The organism is Beduinella massiliensis (assembly GCF_900199405.1).
Classification (GTDB): domain Bacteria; phylum Bacillota; class Clostridia; order Christensenellales; family Aristaeellaceae; genus Beduinella; species Beduinella massiliensis.
This window is the reverse complement of record NZ_LT963430.1, coordinates 3,699,105-3,719,275: the sequence shown is the minus strand read 5'-3', so window position 1 is coordinate 3,719,275 and position 20,171 is coordinate 3,699,105. Positions and strand designations below refer to the sequence as shown.

Genomic DNA, 20,171 nt, shown 5'->3' with positions numbered 1-20,171 from the left:
GGGGCTTTCGCCGTATTGCGGCGGAGGCCCCTTTTTTCGTAGGCATTGGGCACGAGAGGAAAGAAGGAACGATTATGATCATCATCATGAAACCGAAGACCGCGGAGGAAAGCATCGATTCGCTCGTGGACGAGCTGGAAGGACGCGGCATGCAGGTGCAGCGAAACAGCGGCGTGGACTGCACGGTGCTGGGCGTCATCGGCGACGTGGCCAGCCTGGACCCGAACGATTTTCTGATGCGCGACGGCGTGGAGCGCGTCATGTCCGTATCTGAGCCCTTCAAAAAGGCGAACCGCAAGTTCCATCCGGAGGACAGCGTCATCGACTGCGGGGGCGTCAAGATAGGCGGCAGGAAGCTCGCGCTGGTTGCGGGGCCCTGCTCGGTGGAATCGATCGATCAGGTGACCGGCATCGCGCTCGCGGTGCGCGCGAGCGGCGCGTCGATGCTGCGCGGCGGCGCGTTCAAGCCGCGCACCTCGCCCTACGCGTTCCAGGGACTCAAGCTGGAGGGACTTTCCATGCTGGAGGAGGCGAGTCGGGAGAGCGGCCTGCCGATCGTGACCGAGATCATGAGCCCGGCGCTGGTGGAGGAGTTCGACCGGCGGGTAGACGTCATTCAGGTGGGCGCGCGCAACATGCAGAACTTCGACCTCCTGCGCGAGCTGGGCAAGACCCGCAAGCCCATCCTGCTCAAGCGTGGCCTTTCCGCGACCATCGAAGAATGGCTGATGAGCGCGGAGTACATCATGGCTGCGGGCAACCCCAACGTCATCCTCTGCGAGCGGGGCATCCGCACGTTTGAAACCTACACCCGCAACACCCTGGACCTTTCGGCGGTGCTGGCGGTCAAACAGCTCTCGCACCTGCCCGTGCTCGTGGACCCCAGCCACGCGACGGGCAAAGCCTGGATGGTGGAGCGCTTGTCGCTGGCGGCCGTCGCCGCGGGGGCGGACGGCCTCATCATCGAGGTGCACAACGACCCGGCGCGCGCGCTGTGCGACGGCGCGCAGTCGCTGACGCCGCCCCAGTTCGCGCAGCTCGTGGCAAAAATCCACGCGATGGCGCCGATCGTGGAGCGTACGCTGTGATCGCCTTTATCGGGCTGGGGCTCATCGGGGGCAGCATGGCCAAGGCGCTGCGCGGATTTGACGGGCTTCATACCGTGTGTGTGGATCGGGACGAGAAAACCCGCGAGGCGCTGCTGTCGGAGGGCGTCGCGTCCGCCGTGTATGCGGACGCGAAGGACGCGCCCATCGAGCGGGCGAGCCTGATCGTCCTGTGCCTGCACCCGGAGGGCTGCGTGCAGTTCCTGAAGGAGCACGGCGCGCGCGTGCGCCCCGGCGCGGTGGTGACGGACGTGTGCGGCGTGAAGCGGCCTGTCTTCGCGGCGGCGAAGGAGGGCCTTTCACCGGGCGCGCACTTCGTGGGCGGGCACCCGATGGCGGGCAAGGAGTGCGGCGGCTATGAAAACGCCTCGGCCTCGCTGTTTTGCGGGGCGCATTACATCGTGGTGACCGAGGGAAACGAGGATCCGCGGGCGGTCGCGCTCGTCGAGCGCATGGCGCTTTCGATGGGCTGCGCGGACATCATCCGCACCGATCCCCTGACGCACGACCGGCGCATCGCTTACACGAGCCAGATGATGCACGTGCTGGCGGTGGCGATCTGCGAGCAGGAGGCGCTTCTTTCGAGCTACGGCTTCGAGGGCGGCTCCTTTCGGGGAACGACGCGCGTGGCCGCGCTGGACGCGGCGCTGTGGACGGATCTCTTCTGGCGAAACCGGGACGTGCTGGCGGACGAGACGCAGGAGCTGATCGAAAAGCTATCGGACTACGTGGCGCTTCTGCGGGGTGATTCAAGGGAAGCGCTGCGCGCGCGGCTTTCGGCGGCATCAGAGCGCAAGGAGGAATACAACCATGCAAACCGTACGCGTTGAGGCGGAAAACGGCAGCTACGACATCCTGATCGGCCGCGGGCTTTTGCGGCGCGCGGCGGAGCACCTATCGCTCTGCGCCGGGCGGCGCGCGGTGGTGGTGGCGGACGCGAACACCGCGCCGCTTTACGGCGAGGCCGTGCTTTCGGGCTTGCGGCAGGCGGGCGCGGAAGCGACGCTCCTCACCGTGCCCGCGGGGGAGGAAAGCAAGAGCATCGCGCAGCTCACCGCGCTGTACGACGCCTTTTTGGATGCGGGGCTCTCCCGCAAGGACTTCGTGGTCGCCCTCGGCGGCGGCGTGGTGGGCGACCTCGCCGGGTATGCGGCGGCTTCGTACTTGCGCGGCGCGCGGCTGATTCAGGTGCCCACGACGCTACTGTCGCAGGTGGATTCCTCCGTGGGCGGCAAGACGGCGGTCAATCTTCCGCGCGGCAAGAATCTGGTGGGCGCGTTTTACCAGCCGGAGCGGGTGCTGATCGACGTGGATACGCTCTCTACGCTCGACGAGCGACAGGTCGGCGCGGGGCTGGGGGAGGTCATCAAGTACGGCTGCATCGCGGACGAGGCGCTCTTTGCCCAGATCGAGCGGGCGGGAAGCCGCGCGGCGCTCTTTACGCAGCTGGACGAGGTGATCGCCCGCTGCTGCGCGCTCAAGGCGGCCTACGTAAAGCAGGATCCGCTGGACAAGGGGGTGCGCATGCAGCTCAACTTCGGGCATACGCTGGGCCACGCGGTGGAAAACGCGGCAGGCTACGGCGTGGTGCTCCATGGCGAAGGGGTATGCATGGGCATGGTGGCGGCGGCGCGCTGGGGCGAAGCCTGGGGCGTGACGGAGGCGGGCACGGCGGAGCGCATCGCGCGCGTGCTCGCGGCGTACGGCCTGCCGGTGACGCCGCCCGACCTGCCAAAGGAGGCGCTCGCAAAGGCTATGCGGCTGGATAAGAAGGCATCCGGCGGGCGGGTAGAGGTCGTCGCGCTTCGGAAGATCGGCCAGGCGTTCGGCTATAGCGTGGATGCGGACGCGCTGGCGAAGCGGCTGTAAGGAACTGCGCGGAACGGATCGCTGAAGCGGTGAACCGTAAACAGGGCTTGGGGGAGGGCAACCCCTAAAAAGGAGGAAGACATGAGACGAACCGTGACCCCGGCTCCGCTGCAGGGCACGCTGCGCGTGCTGCCCAGCAAGTCCGCTTCGCACCGCGCGGTGCTCGCGGCGTCGCTCGCGCAGGGGGCATGTGATGTGGCCCCCCTGCAGCTTTCGGAGGACATCCGAGCGACGATTCGCTGCGCGCAGGCGCTCGGCTTGCTGGAAAAATCGGAGATTACGCCCCTTGGCGGCGCGCAGGAGGGATTTGTCAGCGCGCGCTTTGCCGGCGGCGGAGCGCGCAGGGCGGCTGGGGACGTGCGCGAGGCGGACTGCGGCGAGTCAGGATCGACCCTGCGCTTCTTCATGCCGCTCGCGCTCGACGGGCGGGGAGCCGTGCGCTTCACCGGCCAGGGACGGCTCATGGAGCGCCCGCAGGAAGTATATCGGGAGCTCTTCGCGCAGATGGGCGCCGTATGGCAGGATGCGCCCGGCCAGATAGTCCTGCGGGGGAGGCTGCGGGGAGGGGACTGGCCGCTGCGCGGCGACGTGTCCAGCCAATTCATTACGGGGCTTCTTTACGCTCTGCCGCTGTGCGAGGAGGATTCGACCCTGACGCTCTTGACAGCGCTTGAATCCAGCGCCTACGTGACGCTGACGCGGCGCATGCTCGCGCGCTTTGGCGTCGCCTCCGAATGGCGGGACGAGCGCACGCTCTTCATCCCCGGCGGCCAGCACTATGAATCCCCGGGCAGCGTGTCCGTCGAGGGCGACTGGTCTCACGCCGCGTTCTATCTGGTCGCGGGCGCGATCGCCCCGGACGGCGAGGGCGTGCGGCTGACGGGGCTTTCGCCCGACTCCGTACAGGGAGACAGGGCCGTGGTGGACGTGCTGAAAAGCATGGGCGCGAAGGCGTACTGGGCGGGGGACGCGCTGTGCGTTTGCCCCTCGGCGCTGCACGGCGTCACCATCGACGCCGCGCAAATTCCCGACCTCGTGCCCGCGCTGTGCGTGGCTGCCTGCGCCGCGCAGGGCGAAACGCGCATCGTAAACGCGGGGCGGCTGCGCATCAAGGAATGCGACCGGCTGGCCGCGATGCGAAGCGAGCTTTCAAAGCTCGGCGCGGACGTGGTGGAGCTGCCGGACGGCCTCGTCGTCCGCGGCGGAAGGCGCCTTCATGGCGCGGCGGTGGACGCTTGGAACGATCATCGCATCGCCATGGCGCTGTGCGTCGCCTCGGCGCTCTGCAAAGGGGAGATGATGCTGTCGGGCGCGGAGTCGGTGAAAAAGAGCGCGCCCGCGTTCTATCGGGAATTTGAATCGCTGGGAGGAATGACGCATGCGCTCGACCTGGGGAAATAACCTGCAGCTGACGATCTTCGGCGAGTCGCACGGCGCGGCCATCGGCATGGTCGTGGACGGCCTGCCCATCGGCCTCGCGGTCGACGAGGCGGCAGTGGCTCGCGACATGACGCGCCGCGCGCCGGGCAACGACCCCACCGCCACCGCCCGCAGGGAGGCGGACCGGGTGCGGATTGTCTCCGGGATTTTTAGAGGACACACGACCGGCGCGCCCGTGTGCGGCATCATCGAAAATACCAATACGCGCTCCGGCGATTACGAGCAGATGCAGCGCCTGATGCGGCCCGGTCACGCGGATTTTGCCGGTCACGTCAAGTACAAGGGTCAAAATGACCCGCGCGGGGGCGGTCACTTCTCCGGGCGGCTGACCGCGCCGCTCGTGTTCGCAGGCGCGCTGTGCCGCCAGGCGCTCCTGCCCAGGGGCGTGGAGGTGGCAGCGCACATCGCCGCCATCGGCGGGGTGGAGGACGAGCGCATGAGCCCGGCGGACGTGTCCGCGGCGCAGCTTCGGGCGCTGCGGGAAATGCGCTTTCCGCTGCTTGCCCCCGGGCGCGAGGAGGAGATGCGCGCGCGGGTAGAGGAAGCGCGCCTTGCGCAGGACAGCGCCGGCGGCGTCGTCGAGTGCGCGGCCGTAGGCGTCCCGGCGGGGCTGGGCGCGCCGTTCTTCGACTCGTTGGAGTCCACGCTCGCGCATCTGCTGTTTTCCGTTCCAGCGGTCAAGGGCGTGGAGTTCGGGGACGGATTTTCGCTCGCCCTGTCGCGCGGCAGCGTTGCAAACGACGCGATGCGCGTGCGCGATGGGCGCGTCGTTTGCGAGACGAACCACAACGGCGGCGTGACGGGCGGCATTACCAACGGCATGCCGGTGATTTGCCGCGCGGCTGTCAAGCCGACGCCCTCGATCGGACAGCCGCAGCGGACGATAGATGTGGAAGGACTTGCGGACGCGCAAATCGAGGTGCGCGGACGGCACGACCCGTGCATCGTGCCGCGCGCGGTGCCGGTGGTGGAAAGCGCGATGCTGATCGCGCTGATGGATTTGATGCTGGAGGAGGAGACGCGCAGATGAGCGAGGATTTAGGGACGCTGCGAAGCCGCATTGACGAGATTGACCGGCAGATGGTGCGTTTGTTTGAGGCGCGCATGGAGGCGGCGAAGGGCGTCGCGGACTACAAGATCGACCACAGCATGCCCGTGCTGGACGCCTCGCGCGAGGAGGCCGTGCTCGCCTCGCGCGCGGAAATGCTGGCGAACCCGGCGCTATCCGGGGAGCTTGCGTCGCTCTACCGCCACATCATGGCGCTCAGCCGGGCGGAGCAGCAGGAGATTCTGCTCTCGCGCGGCGCCCAGGCGGCGGCCTATTCCGGCGTGCCCGGCGCATACGCGGAGGAGGCGCTGATCGATTACTTTGGGGAGGCAAAGGAGCGCCTGCAGTGCCGCGGCTTCGCGGAGGTGTTCGAGGCGGTGGCTGCGGGCCGGGCGCGCTATGGCGTGGTGCCGCTGGAAAATTCCTCTGCGGGTTCGGTGTTCGACGTGTACGACCTGCTGGGCCGCTGCAACCTGCGCATCGTAGGCGAGCAGATGGTGCACGTGCGCCACTGCCTGCTCGGTCTGCCGGGCGCGAAGCTGGAGGAGATCACACGCGTCTATTCGCACGCGCAGGGCCTGATGCAGTGCGCGGAATTTCTGGACGCACACCCGAATTGGGAGCGCGCGGCGCAGTACAACACCGCGGGCAGCGCCCGGCGCGTGCAGGAGGAGGGGGATGCGCGCCACGCGGCCATCGCCAGCCGCCTGGCCGCCGAATGCTATGGCCTCGAGGTACTCAAAGAGGACATTCAGACGTTCGATCAGAACTATACGCGCTTCGTGATCGTCGCGGGCGAGCACGAACCGTTCCATTCCGAGGCGGACAAGGCGACGCTGACCTTCACGCTCCGTCACGAGCGGGGAACGCTCCACCGTGCGCTGGCCTGCTTTGTGGCGCTGGGCATGAACCTGACGCGCATCGAATCGCGCCCCATCCCGGGCATGAACTGGGAGTACCGGTTCTACGTCGACGTGGAGGGCAAGGTCTCGGAGCGGTACATGGACGTGCTGAAGGAATCGCTGCTGGAGGACTGCGTGGAGTGCAGGCTGCTCGGCGTCTTCCGCGCTGCGCGGGGGAGGCAGCATGCGTAAGCACGTTTACCTCACGGGCATGATGGGCTCGGGCAAGACGACCATCGGCAGGATGCTGGCGCAGCGGCTCGGCTGCCCCTTCGTGGATGCGGACGAGCGCATCGAGCAGGCGGCGGGCGTGAAGATCGCGAAGATTTTTGAGCTGGAGGGCGAAGCGGGTTTTCGCGAGCGGGAGACGAGGGCGCTGCGTGAAATCGCGGCGGGCAAGCCGTGCGTGGTGGCGACGGGCGGCGGTGCGGTGCTGCGCGACGAGAACGTCGCCCTGATGCGCCGAACGGGCGTCGTGGTGCTGCTGGACAGGAGCCTTTCGGACATGGTGCGCGACGTGAGTCAGGCAGAGCGCCCAAACCTCGCGGGCGACAAGGCGGAACGCATGCAGGCGCTGTATGAAGCGCGGAAGGACCGCTATCGCGAGACGTGCGACATCGCCTTCGACAACGGGGGCAGCCCGCTTGGCGCGGCGCGCCGGCTGGCCGAGTTGCTGCGCGTGCAGGACATGAAAAGACGGGGAGGAAACCGCATGCTGAAGGATCTTGTCATCAAAAACCGTAGCTATCGCCGGTTCGATGAATCGGTCCGCGTGACGGAGGAGACGCTGCGCGGCCTCGTGGAGCTTGCGCGGCTGACGGCTTCGGGCGCGAACGCGCAGGCGCTGAGGTACCGGCTCGTCACATCTCCGGAGGACTGCGCGCGGGTATTTGCAACGCTGGGCTGGGCGGCGGCGCTGCCGGATTGGCCGGGGCCGAAAGCGGGCGAGCGGCCCGCCTGCTACATCGTTGTGCTGAGCGACCTGAGCGTCGGAAAGAACAGGCAGACGGACGTGGGCATCGCCGCGCAGACGATGCTCCTGGGCGCGACGGAGAAGGGGCTTGGCGGGTGCATGCTCGCAAACGTCCGACGGACGGAGCTGCTGCGCGCGCTGAATTTGAGCGCGGAACGGTTCTTCGTCGAGCTGGTCATCGCGTTGGGCAGGCCTGTGGAGGATGTGCGCCTGGTCGACTTGCCCGAAAGCGGCGATACGCGTTACTGGCGCGATGCGGACGGCGTGCATTACGTACCCAAGCGAAGGCTCGAGGATTTGATCGTATAAAAGGTCTTTTTTCACACATAAACTGGGGCCGCAGGATGTCCTGCGGCCCCAGAGCATTAACAAAGTAACGGAGTGTCAGAGAGGATGCATGAAGGGGGCTTCCCCTTCATGTGGAATCGTATCGACCGGCTTTGCCGGTCGGGCGGGGCGTTTTCCATAGTCAAATGCGCAGCATTTGCGGAGGAAAACATCACCCGTGATATTCGTGCAAAATGTTTATTCATTTTGCACGAGGCCATCGACAAAGTCGATGGCCAGGGGCCGCAGGATATCCTGCGGCCCTGGATTATTTGTCCGGGTTTTGAAGCCTTTCCACCTCTTCACGAAGGCGGTACTTGGCAAGGAAAACGCCGAGTATGTGCGAGCAGCGCATGAGGCCGTCCACGGCCTGTTTATCCCAGTAGCGCGTTTCTTGACAGGCGTCGAAGCCGACAAAGCCGGTATGCCTGCTGCCGTCGGACAGGATGCATTGCAGCACGGACTGCACGCCCTGCGGCGCAAGCACTGCCTGCTGTGAGGCGGGGAGCCGCGAGATGTCATGGCAGTAAAAGACGCCTCGCTCGTCGAAATTTGAAAAGTATTCGTCGTAACGATCGACCAAAAGCCCCTGTAAACCGTCCTTCTCCGCTGCGATGCCCGCCGCGCACCATTCAAATGTATTGCTGAACGTGCGTCTGTCCGCGCTGATTTCAAAGATATAGGTGCGGCTTACGCCATAACGGCGGCCCAGCATTTCCAACACGAGCGGAATCGCCGTTGCCGGGTCGGGCGCTGTGTACAGCAGGCTGAAGATGCTTTGCGTAAGCTCGGAATGTCCGCAGGGCTCGTCTTGCGGGCATTCCTCGTTTTCCCCGTCGGATGAAGAGGAAGGCGCGCACATGGCGCAGTCCGACTGACTGTACAGCACAGCATTGTTTTTGCCCTTCTCTTTGGCTCTGTACAGGGCAGCGTCCGCGGCCTGAAAGAGCTGCTCGAACCCTGCGGCATCGTGTGGATAGAGGGCAAGGCCGATGCTGCATGTAAATACGCCATCCTTGAGCTCGTCCGCTACGCCCCGTGCCGCCAGCAGCACCGTCTGCGCACAGGTCAAAGCCTGCGTGGCGTCGTTTACGCTCGAAAGGAAGACGATGAATTCGTCCCCGCCGTAGCGGCAGACGATGTCCGTCGAGCGAAAGAGGCGGCTGAGACGATCAGAAAACGCCGTCAGCACCGCATCACCATACAGATGCCCGCGCGTATCGTTGAAGGACTTGAAGTTGTCCAGATCCAGAATCATCAGCAAGTGCACCCCGGAAGGGGATTGCCGCAGGCGCTCTTCGATCATCTCCCGCGCGGTTCGCCGGTTGTACAGCCCGGTCAGCTCGTCGCGTTCCGCCTTGATAGCCAGTCGGACGGCGCGGCTCTTTTCCGCGTCGATATCGCGCAGCAGCCCGATGTAGCGCAGAATCCGTCCCTCTTCGTCGCGCTGCAGGCTGACGCGCAGCTGAAACCAGCTATAGGCGCCGCCGCGCGTGCGAATACGAATGTCCAGATCCGGCAGGCGCATGGCGCCGCCGTCCGGCGGTTGAATGGCATCCAGAAAACGCTGGGCGTCCATCGGGTGGATGTGAAGCGCGTCGGTGATGAAGCCGAGGTCGTATCGGATCGGAAGTGATGAGTTCGGCAGGTTCTCAAACACGTTCGACCAGTTGGAGGAGAGCACCAGCTCGCGCGTATCGGCCCGCCACTCGAAGATGATGTCGTTCGTCTGCTCCATGAGGATCCGATGGCGCTCCAGGCTCAGGCGCAGCTCCCGCTCAGCCACCACCTGCTCCGTGACGTCGATGATGATACAGCAGAAGATATCGGGCCCAACGCTTGTATGGAGCAGGCATCCTTTGTCGAGGACCCAGATGACGCGGCCGTCCGCGCAGCGTAGCCGGTATTCGACCAGCTTGACGTCGCCTTCGGCCATCTGCGACTGAACCGAACGCAGCGTGGGAGGAAGATCCTCCGGCCAGATCAACGCCCGCAAACTGTCGCCGTACTGGGTACGAAGTTGATCGCGCGTGTAGCCGGTCATGGAAAGAAACCCCTCGCTCATGAAGGTGAGCGTGAGGGGTTCATCGTATAGGCAACAAAAAACGCCTCCGGGAATCGTTCCCAGGATGAGCCGGAGATCGGCGGCGTTGTCGGTGTTTTGAAAGGGATGCCGGTTCCCGTATTCCATATGCAATACGCCTCACTTTTGCGGTGATTCAGCCGAAACCGGGAATACTGGCTTCCAGTATAGACCATTTTGCGGTTTTTAGCAAGGTGCCGATAGGCATTCAGCGCACATCCGTGGGCGGAAGCGGCAGGCCGTAGCGGCCGTGCGGCAGGCCGGTCAGGTCGCTGTCCGCCGATAGGCTGCGCAGTTCGTAGCCCAAATCCCGGAAGTGCTCGATGATCCTGGGGAGGATATGCCGCGTGCGCATCGAGCCTTCGTGCATGAGCAGCACCAGCGTGTCGTTTTTTCCGCAGGTCTTGAGGGTGTAGCGGTATAACGCTTCCTCGGTGGCGTCCATGTCGACCGCGTCGCCCGTCAGGCAGTTCCAATCCACCCAAAGGTAACCGCACCGCTGGGCGTAGGTGCGCACGCGCGGCTTCGCGCTGCCGCTGCCATAGGGAAATCGCAGCAAAGACGTGTGGAACGGCTCGCCGATAGCGGCGCTCATCACCTCGTCGAAGTGCTCCATATCCCGGTCAAATGCGGCTTCGCTTTTTGAAATCTGTTTTGTGGAGTGATAAAACGTATGCGTCCCGATGGCGTGCCCAGCCTCGTAGATCGCGCGCGCCGCCTCGGGGTTGTTTTGAATGCCCTGCCCTACGAGGAAGAATGTGGCGGGCGCATCGTATGTCTTTAGAATGTCGAGCAGTTCGGGGGTGGAGGCCTTGGGGCCGTCGTCGAAGGTGAGGTAGAGCACCTTTTGCGCCTCGCCGGGCGTTGCGTCAGCGGCGTCGCCGAGCGCGGGCGATATGAGGAGGAACGAGAAGATCAAAATGAAGAGAAGCGTCGTGTGTTTCATGCGGCCTGCCTTTGTCGTTCATGACTCAGCCGAAAGCGCTGCCGGTCTTTAGCGGCAGCATCGTAGGCTGTGCCGTTTCTGAGGGAAGGAATGGCGTTGATGTGGGGAATGGGAGCGAAAGGCTATCAGAAGATGGGGTTGGAGTGGAGAGAATAATCGCAAATTCGGGCGTTTTATCCGCGGGATGTGGAGAGAGCGATGGAATGTCCGGCTGCGTCGGCGGAGGCGTGGGCGTCGCGGTGGGAATCGACGTAGGCTGTACGGAAAGCGCAGAAATGCCGGGCCAGACGGGCGCGCTTTCGTACAGATAGGGCATCGCTACCAGGAGCGCGGCGACGGCCACGATCAGCAGCAGGACGAGCGCGAGCACGAGGCGGCGGCGTTTTTGGCGCTTCAATTCCCGCGTTATGCGCTCCGACCGCGCCCTCGACTCCGCCGCTTCGATGGAGGAACGGCGCGCAGCGCGATGCGCCCGTTCGGACGCAAGCTCCTGCTCCAGCTTTTTTTCATAGGCTTCGTGCGTGCGCTCGGGCGTGTAGCGGGCGAGGGTGTCGTCGCGCCCGCGCTGGCAGCGGCGGCAGGCGGTCCACTCCAGCCTGTTGAAGCGGCCGCACACGCAGACCCAGACGTTCCCGCGCAGCTGGGGGAAGCAGACGGCGTCCGGCCCGGCGACGGCGACAAGCGCGACGCGGTCGGGCCCGGGCGCAACCGCGGGCGGCGTACAGTCGAGCACCGCGCCCTCGTCGATGCGCCAGCAGGAACCGTCTGCAAAGACCGCCTCGCGCACGAGAGCCCGCGCGCCGGAGAAGGCGGGCGCGTCGTCCACCGCGCGGCAGACGGTGAAGCGGCTGTGGCCAGCGGCATCGAGGCCTTCGCAGCGCAGCGGAAAAGCGCCAATGCTTTTTCCGCCGTCGTCCAGCAGCGTTAAGGTCGCGTAGAGCGTGCGCAGCGGTTCAGCGGCGCAGTTCATAAAGGTGAAGTAAGCCTGCGCGCGGCCGGTCGAGTCTCGCAGCACCTCCACGGCATACAGCTCAACCGGTGTGGTCAGATCCATCAGGGGCATGCAAAGGCCTCCTTTCCTTCGGGGAGCAGCCTCTAAACCGTCGATTTGGGAGTGTGGGTTCGTCAGGGTGCGAGGCGAGGGCGCGCGATTAAACGTTGCCGTCGTCGTCGGGGACGAATCCTTCCAGATACGCGGCCACCGAACGCGACATCTCGCGGGAAAAATCGGCTTCGTACTTGCGCTTGTAAAACGCCCGCACCGATGTGCTGTAATCGGTGTTCATGCGGCCCATCGCGCGCTCGCGGCCGAGGTACATCTCGCGGTGTTCCTCGGGGCTGAGGCGGCGATATCCGTTTTCCTGCACGACGTAGCGTGCGTCGAAGCGCGGCGGCTTTTCGCGCAGGCGCTGCTGGTCGGTCGGGTAGCCGTAAATGACCATGACGGCGGGCATGGCGTAGAGCGGCAGGTCGAGCAGCTCGCGTACCTGTTCGCAGTTTTCTAGAATGTCTCCGATGTAGCAGGAGCCGATGCCGAGGGACTGCGCGCACACGACGGTGTTCTGCGCGGCGATGGCCGCGTCCACCACCGCGAGCTGCAGGTCCCCGACCATTGGAGGGCGCGGGTCGCAGCCCGCGATTTCATAGGCGTCCTGCCAGCGCTGGCAGTCGGCTACGAAGATGAGCACCATCGGCGCCTTTTCGACGAAGGGCTGGTGATCGCACAGCTCGGCCAGCCGCGCCTTAAGCGCGGGATCGGTGATGTCCAGAATGGTATAGAGCAGCTGATTGCCTGCGGTCGGCGCCTGCAGAGCGGAGAGCAGGATGGAACGCTTGTCCCGCGCGTCGATCGGCTTATCCGTAAAGGCGCGGACGCTCTTTCTGTCCCAAAGGCTGCGCTCGATCAGATTCATATCCCCATCTCCCCATGTATGATGCGCGCTCCCGTGACGCCCATGGACGACGACAGCGCGGCGGGAACGCCGAAGATGCCCCCAAAGCCGCATTCCGTCAGGGCGTCGCATAGCGCCTGCTGAAGCGGGGGCTTCCCCGCGACGAACAGCGCGTCCTCCGCGCCGCGAAGGTGAAACGCGCGCAGCGCGAGGATGTCCGCGCTCAGCGTTACGCCCAGCAGGTAGTTGGCCGCGTCGGGCGGGGCCCAACCGGCCAGCGTGCGCAGGATGCGCCCCGTGAACGCCGCACGGCCCACGCCGCATTCGAGCCCGGCGCGAAGGCCCAAAAGCATGAGCTCGCGGTCGTAGCTTTCCGACGAGACGAAGCGGCGATCCACCGCATCCGCGAGGATGGTATGATGCGTCAGCGCGTCGAGCAGCTCGCCAGAGATAGCGGTCATGCACCCGAGGATCTCGCCTGACCGGCCCATGGCGATGAACTTGTTGTGCGAGCCCGGCAGCACCAGCGTGCAGCGGCATCCCGGGTTCAAAAGGTGAAAGAGCCCCACCGCTTCTGTCTCTTCACCGCGCATCATGTCCATCTTTGCCGCGTTTTCCGGTGTAACGGGGCCCGAAAAGTTGCGCACGCCCGGGATGAAGTCGATTGCGAACGGCGCAATTTCCGGGAACACCCGGCGCACGAGGGCGTCCCGCAGCGTGCGCGCGTCCGCCGGCGCTGCACAGTGGGGAATCTCGAGCAGGCCTACGTTGGAGGTAATCATGCCGTAAGCCACGCATACGCCGATGTCGCCGTGCGAAAGGTCGTTTTTTGCAAGAAGAACGCCGACGCTCTCCCGCAGGGCGTCCTTAAGCCTGCCGTTGTGCCCGTCGATGGCGGTGTTGCGTACGCCCGCGTCGCGCCGTTCGCAGCCGAGAACCTTTCCTGCTTCGTCAATGAGGGTCACACGGGCGTTGGTCGTGCCCGCGTCGATGATCAGATGCTTCATGCGTGCGCCGCCTCCCAGGTTCGGATCGCCTGCGTGAACGCCTCGGCGCGCGCGCGGATAGCGCCGTAGTCGTCCGTTTCTACGGCGGACGCGGGGACGAGCTGTCCGCCCACGCCAAAGCCCGCGACGCCCGCAGAGAGGAAGTCGGCTACGTTTTCGGGCTTCACGCCGCCCACGGCCGTCATGGGGATGTGGCAGAGCGGGGCGCGGACGGCCTTGATGTAGGCGAGCCCTAGCTCGCCCGCCGGGAAGAGCTTCACGAAGTCCGCCCCCGCGTTCCACGCGGCCGCGATCTCGGTAGGCGTGAGCGCGCCGGGCATCGAGACGGCCCCGAGAGCGCGCGTCTTTTCGACGACCGCGAGGTCGGTGCTCGGCGATATGACAAGCCGTGCACCCGCCGAGACAGCGGCTTCGGCCTCCGCGCCGCTCATGGCCGTTCCGCAGCCGACGAGCAGGTCGTCCCCGTAGGCATGCACGACGGCGGCGATCTTTTCGCAGTTCTCCTGGACGAAGCCGGGCTGGTCGTGATCGAACGTGCATTCCAGCACGCGGACGCCGCCCGCGCACAGCGCGTCTACCACGCGCAGGAGCTTTTCACGGGGAACGCGGCGCAGGATGGCGACGAGCTTTTCCTTTTTGACGATTTCGACGGCCTCATGATGTGTAAGCAAGAAAACGGCCTCCTTAACTATGAACGCAATGCGGGCGGTTACATGCCGAAGGGAAGGAACGCGCGGTTTAAAGGTGCAGCCTGCGCTTGAGCTCCTGCGCAACGGCTCCGCCCTTGAAGACCACCAGCGCGGCAAAGGCGATGACGCTGACGCACACGCAGGCGATGGAGGGATAAACCATGCGGCAAAGTCCGGCTGCCAGCAACGCGGCGGGCACCAGGCCGAAGAGCATGTCCAGCAGCAGGTAGATCAGCCAGGTTTCGCTGGGCATGCGCAGCACGAGCGTCAGGATGAACATCGCCAGCATGACGCATACGAAGGCGATGGGCATCAGGTAGTCGATCGACCAGCCGTGCCAGCCGGTGAAATAATCCCACAGCACACCCAGCACGCAGACGGTGATGACCTGCTGCGTGAGGTTTTTAAGCACGTTATGCCGCCGGGCGATGCAGATGCCCAGCAGCAGCCACAGGCACCCTACGCCCGCCGCTACGAAGAGCGACCAGCCGGTGAAGCCGACGGCCCAGTCGATGCCCAGGCAGGCGACGACCGCCGCCACAGAGCTGAGCAGCAGGACGCGGAAGAACAGACCGTGGCGCTCGTAAAGCGTAGGGATGGCGGGGAAAGGGGCGCGCGTTTCGCCGCCCCGGGGCAGCGTCATGCTCTGGCACAGGGGGCAGCGCGCCTCCTCGCCCGCAATTTGAACGCCGCATTTGTCGCAGTAACGCATACGATCACCTGCTTTCGGGATGGTTGGCGTAGACGGTCACGTCCAGGTCCATCGCGCTCAGCGCGCGGAAGAAGCGTCGCTGCACGTCGGTGGAAATGAACGAGGTCGTAAAACCCATGGACAGCGTGTCGCCCAGCGAGCAGGCGCAGATTTGCAGCTTTTTCGTGGAACAATACACGTCGAACCGCTCCAGATAGGGCATGAGCACGTCCGGCATGGTGACGCGCCCGACGTTGGAGAGCGAGGCCGTAAAGTCCCGCTCGGAGATGTCGTAGGCGATGCGCATGACGGGGTCCTTGAGAAAGAGCGGCACCGCGCGCATAAAGGGGTTGTGCTCGAGCGCGCCGAGGGTGTTGAGCCGGTTTTCCAGCGCTTCCGGCGTCAGGTCCCGCTGAAAGGAGGCCTTGACCGAAGCGACCACCGCCTCGAGCGTAGCGGGCTTATTTTGAAAGTCGTATCCGACGTTGATGACGCTGAAAAAGTTGCGCGCGGAGGCCGAATCGAAGTACTTGCGCAGGTTTACCGGGATGGTGATGACGACCGGTCTTCGGCGCGCGCGAATGGGGCGTTCCGCGTCGATGGCGAGCAGCAGGATCGCCGTGAGCAGCTCGGTGATCGTCGCGCCCTGGCTGCGCGCCTTCTGCAAAAGCCCCGAGACGCTCGCGGTGCCGACGATGACCTGCTGGCGCCATTGGGGATGGCGCATGCCGCGAAGCTGATAGGCTACGGGGCCTGCCTTCATCCGGCGGCGCTTGCCGCTGTAGTAGCGGTCGAAGCTGTCGTCCATGCGCTGGTTGCGCGATGCGTCATAGTCGAGCAGCGGCGCGCCGTCCCGGGCGATTTCCGGATGGCGGAGCAGCAGGTAGTGATAGACCAGCGTGCGCAAAAATTGCAGCGCGCCCGTGCCGTCCGTCAGAGCGTGATAGACCTCCAGATTGACGCGCGCGCTGAAATAGGTGACCGAAAAGAGCGGGGAGGAGGAGCCGTGGTAGAGCGCGGAGCAGGGCGTCGTGTCCTCCTCGCGTACCGCGGGCGTAAAATCCCCTTCCTCTAGGTAGTACCAGAAGAGGCCGCGCTTGAGCACGTAACGGAAGGAGGGAAAGTCCTCCATCGTCTCCATCAGCGCGCGCTGCAGGGACAGCGGATCGACCTTTTCTTTCAGCGTACAGGAAAAACGGAATACCTTGGTGTCGGCCTTGCCGCTCGTCGGCGGAAAGATCTTCGCCGCGTTGTCGAGCCTGCTCCAGTTTTTCGCCAAGGGATTTCACCTCGAATCGACGGGAACGGCCTGCGTCTCCGCCAGAAAGTTGCAGATCAATTCATACCCGAGCTTCGTCTGCGAAAAGCGCGGGGGCAGCGACAGAAAGCCGTGCAGCGCGTCGTCCACGCGCGAAAGCGTAGTGGGGACGCCCTCCTGCGTGAGCCTGCGGGCGAAGGCCTCGCCCTCGTCGCGCAGGGGGTCGTACTGCGCCGTGACCACCAGCGTTGGCGGCATGCCGCGGAGCGAGGGCGCGTACAGCGGGGCGAGATAAGGGCTTTTTGCGTCCTCGTCCTCGCGTACATACAATGCGAGGTATTCGCGCATCATGCGCGCGGTCAGCAGGTAATCGGTGCCGTTTTCCCGCACGGAGGGAAAAGGCGAATCCTCCGTAAAGTCCGACTGCGTGACGGGGTAGAAGAGGATCTCCTGCCTGGGGAGGCGTCCGCCCCGATGGAGCGACAGCAGCGAGACAGCGGCGGCGAGGTTGCCGCCCGCGCTGTCGCCGACGAGCGTCACGTCCTCCGGCGCTACCGGGAACGCCGGGTCCCCCGAAAGGAGCGCCTGGGTGACGGCGTAGCAATCCTCCAGCCCCGCGGGAAAGCGATGCTCCGGCGCGAGCCGGTAGCCGACGGATAGTACGGTGCGCCCCGTGTTTTCACAAAGGTGGCTGCAAATCGTATGGTAGCTCACGATGGAGCCCGTCACCCAGCCGCCGCCGTGAAAGAAGAGCAGCACGCCCGGGCGGCGCGCACCCTCGTCCGGCGTGAACACGCGCACGGGCACGCCCGCGATTTCAATGTCGCGCGCACTGCCGGAAATCTTGGAAATCAGCGCCGGTGCGGCGTCCTGAAACGCCCGCCAGAGCTTGTAATTCTTCGTCAGGTCGATGTCCGGGTACGACAGCGCCTTGAGCGCTGCCCGCCAGGCTTCGTTTAATGCCATAGATCCTCCTTCATGTCCCGCGCTCTGGGGCGGGATTCGCCGCGCAAAGCGAACGGTCGCGGGACAAACCCCCGCCTGTTCATTGTATCAGCATCGGGGCTGGGGTGCAACGGGTACGGACGAAAAAGAGGCGCCTGTCCGTATCGGCAATCAGGGAGACGTCATTTCCATAGCCGCCCGTGGTCAGCAGCGCCGCCTTGGCGCGGAGGGGCAGCGGCTGACCTTTCGCTCTGACGGCCTCGATCCGGGCATCAGAAACCTCGACCGTGACGGTCACGTCGCCCCCAAAGCCCTTCGAGCAGGACGTGTAGGTGCCGGGCGCGAACTTGCCATCGGCCACGGCGGCCCCGCAGGCTGAGAAAAGCAGGATACAGGCCAGTAGGAAGGAACATGTTGCGGAAATCCTGTGTTGCGTGCGCATGAAATACCTGCTCCCAATATGGAAATGAAATCCCCCGTATGGGGATAACATAAAAAATTGATATATAGTTGTCAATCTGGCACGGGAAGATAAAATCACCTCGGACGGATTTGCACGGAATTGTCGATTATGCTATACTAAAACGCCGGAAAAGATCACATAGGTGACAAGGTTTTGGATGGATAGAAAGGGAGAATCGCCCGATGAAAACGTTTCACAGGTATTTGCTGTCCTATCTTCTCACGCTGCTGCTCCCCATCGGCATCCTGTCGGCCGTGATCTTTCAAATCGTCATGCACTATTGCGGCGATCAACTGCTCGAACGCAACGCGAGCGCGCTACGGCAGTTGAACGCGGCGGTTTCCATGCAGGTCGCTCAGCTGGACGCTTACGCGGTGCAGACGACGCAGCGGAGCGAGTTCTTCGATCGGAATTTAAAGAGGACGGGCGCGTTCTACGAGACACAGCGGGCGCTTTCACAGTGGCTTATGTCCAGCTCCTTTGTGGACGCCGTGTACTTTTACGGCACGGGGCTCGACACGGTGTACGCATACAATGCCCTGTACCCCAAGGGGATTTTTTTTGAACGGAAGCTGAAAGGCGCTATGCTCGAAAGAGCGCAGGTGGAGCGATTGCTCGCCGGGCCTGAGGGAGGCGCCTGGCTGTCCTCGCTGCCGTGGGCGCAGGAAGGCGGTAAACTCCTGTACGCGGCCTCTGCGCGCGTGTCCTCTACCCAGCGGAATGGGCTGATCTTTGAAATCGATCCGAGCGCGCTGGCAGGACTGAGCGAGAGCGCGATGCTCTATCCGCAGTGCCTGACGTTCATCTGCGACCTTGAGGGAAACGTGCTCTACGCGAGCGCGCCCGGCGCGGACTGGACGCCGGAAGAGATCGCCGGTCTGCTTGCGCAGGCGGAGGACATGGGCACGAGCCGCATGGCCGGCGCGACGATGCTCTATGCGCGCCGGCGTTCGGAACGGGACGGGCTCATCTACCTCAACGCTGTGCCGCGCGAGATCGCCAACGCGCCGATTTCGCGCCTCTGGGGCATGTTCTTTACGGGCCTGCTCGCGATCTTTGCGCTCGGCGGCACGGTCGTCGCCCTGGTCATGCGGGTGAACTATGTGCCTATCCGCAGGCTGGAGCACGACGCGATGACCGCCGGGGTGGCGATGGAACGCTCCGACGACGCGGTGAAAAACGTGCGGAATGCTTTGCTTGCCATGCGCAAAAACAACGCCGCGATCGTGCGCCGGACGGAGGCGCTGTCCAAAGAACGCCTGATCCTGCGGCTGCTGATCGGCGGCTATCCGAGCGCCGAAGCATTCAACGCGGACGGCGCGCCGCTGTCGCTGCGGCTATGCGGCGACGCATGGCGCATCGTGCTCACGCGCGGCCAGGGCGCGGGATGTGAACGCGAGGACTTTGCCGTCCGCCTGGTCGAGGCGGTGCGCGGCGCGCTGGACGCCCAGGCGGTTCAGCTCTACCTGGAGGTGCCGGAAAACCACAGCGTGATCTTCCTCGTTCGAGGCGACGCGCTGCGGGACGGGGCGCGGATCGAAGCCCGCCTCAAGGAGCGGGAGCTGAATGCGGCGGTCAGGGTGAGCCCGCCCTGCGCGCGTCTGCCGGAACTGGCAAGCGCCTATACCCGCCTCCTGAGACCGTCTGCGGCGCTAAGGGATGCAGACGCCCGGCAAAGCTCACAGGAGATGTGCGAAGCGCTGCGCAACGCCCTGAAATTTGGCGAGGCGGAGCGCATCCAGTTTACGATTGAAACGCTGAACAGCGCGCTCGGCGGCACGGCGGAAGGGGTGGATTCCCGCGGGCTGGGTTACGACGTGCTCTACATCGTGCAGGGATGGTTTGACGCCCAGGGCGACGCCGAGGGGGCGCGCGCGGCCCGCGAATTGCTGCCTCTGCTCACGGAGACGGCGGACGCGCAGGCCGGCGCGAGGGCGCTGCTGCGCGAGGCCGCCGCGCTGCTCGCTGCGCGCATGCAGAAGAAGGAAGACCGGGAGAACCTGCTGATCCGGGACATCGAGGACTACCTGGCGGAAAATTACCGGGACGAGAATTTCACCGTGCAGCGCGTCGCGGATCATTTTCACCTTTCCATTTCCAACCTCAGCCATTACTTTAAAAACCACGCGGGCGTTTCGGTCTCCGAATTTGTGGAAGGTCTGCGCATCCGCTTAGCGCAGGAGATGCTGCTGCAGACCCCGTGCAGCGTGGCGGAAATCGCCTGCGCCGTGGGCTACGCGCAGTCCGCGACCTTCATGCGTGCGTTTAAAAAGGTTTGCGGACTGTCGCCGACCGCGTTTCGGAGCCGGGAGGCGGAGGCGCGGGCGGGGGAAGGACGGGAAAGCATGTGACGATTGTTGAAAAGAAGGCGCATAGCCTGCGAAAAACGCGCCGTGCGGGGCAGCTCTGTTTGAAAACAGACCTCCCGCACGGCGCTCTTTTCTTCAAGAAACGTCAGTTGCGTCCACAGAGCGCACAAAGTATGGGATGAATCGGTCAATATCTTCAACTTGCACGGGGAGACGGCCTGTG

The 20,171-nt window shown here is 64.6% G+C and carries 18 protein-coding genes; 8 read left to right on the top strand and 10 right to left on the bottom strand.

Going from position 1 to position 20,171, the window contains the following annotated elements; all coding sequences use genetic code 11:
• Positions 1-74 precede the first annotated feature (74 nt).
• The 7 genes from aroF to C1725_RS17705 all read left to right on the top strand — a co-directional run bounded on the left by aroF (position 75) and on the right by C1725_RS17705 (position 7,647).
• A complete protein-coding gene (gene aroF, locus C1725_RS17735; RefSeq protein ID WP_102413017.1) occupies positions 75-1,088 on the top strand; it encodes a 3-deoxy-7-phosphoheptulonate synthase in 1,014 nt (337 codons plus the stop codon).
• The gene (locus C1725_RS17730) at positions 1,085-1,936 is read left to right on the top strand and encodes a prephenate dehydrogenase/arogenate dehydrogenase family protein (protein ID WP_102413016.1); all 852 of its coding nucleotides are present in this window, start codon (positions 1,085-1,087) and stop codon (positions 1,934-1,936) included. The genes aroF and C1725_RS17730 overlap by 4 nt, the downstream gene beginning before the upstream one ends.
• The gene (aroB, locus tag C1725_RS17725; RefSeq protein ID WP_102413015.1) at positions 1,917-2,975 is read left to right on the top strand and encodes a 3-dehydroquinate synthase; all 1,059 of its coding nucleotides are present in this window, start codon (positions 1,917-1,919) and stop codon (positions 2,973-2,975) included. The genes C1725_RS17730 and aroB overlap by 20 nt, the downstream gene beginning before the upstream one ends.
• 81 nt (positions 2,976-3,056) lie before the next feature.
• On the top strand, positions 3,057-4,376 hold the full coding sequence (aroA, locus tag C1725_RS17720) for a 3-phosphoshikimate 1-carboxyvinyltransferase (protein WP_102413014.1): 1,320 nt from the start codon (positions 3,057-3,059) through the stop codon (positions 4,374-4,376).
• The gene (gene aroC, locus C1725_RS17715) at positions 4,354-5,445 is read left to right on the top strand and encodes a chorismate synthase (RefSeq protein ID WP_102413013.1); all 1,092 of its coding nucleotides are present in this window, start codon (positions 4,354-4,356) and stop codon (positions 5,443-5,445) included. The genes aroA and aroC overlap by 23 nt, the downstream gene beginning before the upstream one ends.
• A complete protein-coding gene (locus tag C1725_RS17710) occupies positions 5,442-6,557 on the top strand; it encodes a prephenate dehydratase domain-containing protein (RefSeq protein ID WP_102413012.1) in 1,116 nt (371 codons plus the stop codon). Before aroC ends, C1725_RS17710 begins: the two co-directional genes overlap by 4 nt.
• Positions 6,550-7,647 carry a shikimate kinase gene (locus C1725_RS17705; protein WP_102413011.1) on the top strand — a complete coding sequence of 366 codons (1,098 nt, stop codon included), beginning with the start codon at positions 6,550-6,552 and terminating at the stop codon, positions 7,645-7,647. The genes C1725_RS17710 and C1725_RS17705 overlap by 8 nt, the downstream gene beginning before the upstream one ends.
• A 286-nt stretch (positions 7,648-7,933) precedes the next feature.
• Here C1725_RS17705 and C1725_RS17700 read toward each other — a convergent pair whose 3' ends face one another.
• The 10 genes from C1725_RS17700 to C1725_RS17655 all read right to left on the bottom strand — a co-directional run bounded on the left by C1725_RS17700 (position 7,934) and on the right by C1725_RS17655 (position 17,618).
• Positions 7,934-9,856, bottom strand: coding sequence for a diguanylate cyclase domain-containing protein (locus C1725_RS17700; protein WP_102413010.1), 1,923 nt, complete (start codon positions 9,854-9,856; stop codon positions 7,934-7,936).
• A 100-nt stretch (positions 9,857-9,956) separates the two neighbouring features.
• Positions 9,957-10,694: a polysaccharide deacetylase family protein gene (locus tag C1725_RS17695; RefSeq protein WP_102413009.1), complete on the bottom strand. Its 738-nt coding sequence runs from the start codon at positions 10,692-10,694 to the stop codon at positions 9,957-9,959.
• 25 nt (positions 10,695-10,719) lie between these two features.
• Positions 10,720-11,757, bottom strand: coding sequence for a hypothetical protein (locus C1725_RS17690; RefSeq protein WP_102413008.1), 1,038 nt, complete (start codon positions 11,755-11,757; stop codon positions 10,720-10,722).
• 88 nt (positions 11,758-11,845) lie between these two features.
• Complete coding sequence (locus C1725_RS17685; RefSeq protein ID WP_102413007.1) at positions 11,846-12,607, bottom strand: nitroreductase family protein; 762 nt, start codon at positions 12,605-12,607, stop codon at positions 11,846-11,848.
• Positions 12,604-13,593: a 2-dehydro-3-deoxygalactonokinase gene (locus C1725_RS17680; protein ID WP_102413006.1), complete on the bottom strand. Its 990-nt coding sequence runs from the start codon at positions 13,591-13,593 to the stop codon at positions 12,604-12,606. The genes C1725_RS17685 and C1725_RS17680 overlap by 4 nt, the downstream gene beginning before the upstream one ends.
• Positions 13,590-14,264, bottom strand: a complete 675-nt coding sequence (locus C1725_RS17675; RefSeq protein ID WP_346026811.1) for a bifunctional 4-hydroxy-2-oxoglutarate aldolase/2-dehydro-3-deoxy-phosphogluconate aldolase — start codon at positions 14,262-14,264, stop codon at positions 13,590-13,592. Before C1725_RS17675 ends, C1725_RS17680 begins: the two co-directional genes overlap by 4 nt.
• A 67-nt stretch (positions 14,265-14,331) precedes the next feature.
• Positions 14,332-14,994: a DUF6320 domain-containing protein gene (locus C1725_RS17670; RefSeq protein ID WP_102413004.1), complete on the bottom strand. Its 663-nt coding sequence runs from the start codon at positions 14,992-14,994 to the stop codon at positions 14,332-14,334.
• Between the two features lie 4 nt (positions 14,995-14,998).
• Positions 14,999-16,252: a hypothetical protein gene (locus tag C1725_RS17665; protein ID WP_102413003.1), complete on the bottom strand. Its 1,254-nt coding sequence runs from the start codon at positions 16,250-16,252 to the stop codon at positions 14,999-15,001.
• Positions 16,253-16,258: 6 nt separating this feature from the next.
• Complete coding sequence (locus C1725_RS17660) at positions 16,259-17,197, bottom strand: alpha/beta hydrolase fold domain-containing protein (protein ID WP_102413002.1); 939 nt, start codon at positions 17,195-17,197, stop codon at positions 16,259-16,261.
• Between the two features lie 79 nt (positions 17,198-17,276).
• Positions 17,277-17,618 carry a hypothetical protein gene (locus C1725_RS17655; protein ID WP_102413001.1) on the bottom strand — a complete coding sequence of 114 codons (342 nt, stop codon included), beginning with the start codon at positions 17,616-17,618 and terminating at the stop codon, positions 17,277-17,279.
• A 203-nt stretch (positions 17,619-17,821) separates the two neighbouring features.
• On the opposite strand from C1725_RS17655, the gene C1725_RS17650 reads away from it, so the two are divergent.
• Positions 17,822-19,990 (top strand): helix-turn-helix domain-containing protein, encoded by a 2,169-nt coding sequence (locus C1725_RS17650; protein ID WP_102413000.1) that lies wholly within the window; start codon positions 17,822-17,824, stop codon positions 19,988-19,990.
• Positions 19,991-20,171 lie beyond the last annotated feature (181 nt).

What these genes read in the sequence shown, in the direction of transcription:
- aroF (WP_102413017.1), top strand. Translation starts at nt 75, where the DNA reads ATGATCATCATCATGAAACCGAAGACCGCGGAGGAAAGCATCGATTCG.
- aroB (WP_102413015.1), top strand. Translation starts at nt 1,917, where the DNA reads ATGCAAACCGTACGCGTTGAGGCGGAAAACGGCAGCTACGACATCCTG.
- aroA (WP_102413014.1), top strand. Translation starts at nt 3,057, where the DNA reads ATGAGACGAACCGTGACCCCGGCTCCGCTGCAGGGCACGCTGCGCGTG.
- aroC (WP_102413013.1), top strand. Translation starts at nt 4,354, where the DNA reads ATGCGCTCGACCTGGGGAAATAACCTGCAGCTGACGATCTTCGGCGAG.
- C1725_RS17710 (WP_102413012.1), top strand. Translation starts at nt 5,442, where the DNA reads ATGAGCGAGGATTTAGGGACGCTGCGAAGCCGCATTGACGAGATTGAC.
- C1725_RS17705 (WP_102413011.1), top strand. Translation starts at nt 6,550, where the DNA reads ATGCGTAAGCACGTTTACCTCACGGGCATGATGGGCTCGGGCAAGACG.
- C1725_RS17700 (WP_102413010.1), bottom strand. Translation starts at nt 9,856, where the DNA reads ATGGAATACGGGAACCGGCATCCCTTTCAAAACACCGACAACGCCGCC.
- C1725_RS17695 (WP_102413009.1), bottom strand. Translation starts at nt 10,694, where the DNA reads ATGAAACACACGACGCTTCTCTTCATTTTGATCTTCTCGTTCCTCCTC.
- C1725_RS17690 (WP_102413008.1), bottom strand. Translation starts at nt 11,757, where the DNA reads ATGCCCCTGATGGATCTGACCACACCGGTTGAGCTGTATGCCGTGGAG.
- C1725_RS17685 (WP_102413007.1), bottom strand. Translation starts at nt 12,607, where the DNA reads ATGAATCTGATCGAGCGCAGCCTTTGGGACAGAAAGAGCGTCCGCGCC.
- C1725_RS17680 (WP_102413006.1), bottom strand. Translation starts at nt 13,593, where the DNA reads ATGAAGCATCTGATCATCGACGCGGGCACGACCAACGCCCGTGTGACC.
- C1725_RS17670 (WP_102413004.1), bottom strand. Translation starts at nt 14,994, where the DNA reads ATGCGTTACTGCGACAAATGCGGCGTTCAAATTGCGGGCGAGGAGGCG.
- C1725_RS17660 (WP_102413002.1), bottom strand. Translation starts at nt 17,197, where the DNA reads ATGGCATTAAACGAAGCCTGGCGGGCAGCGCTCAAGGCGCTGTCGTAC.
- C1725_RS17655 (WP_102413001.1), bottom strand. Translation starts at nt 17,618, where the DNA reads ATGCGCACGCAACACAGGATTTCCGCAACATGTTCCTTCCTACTGGCC.
- C1725_RS17650 (WP_102413000.1), top strand. Translation starts at nt 17,822, where the DNA reads ATGAAAACGTTTCACAGGTATTTGCTGTCCTATCTTCTCACGCTGCTG.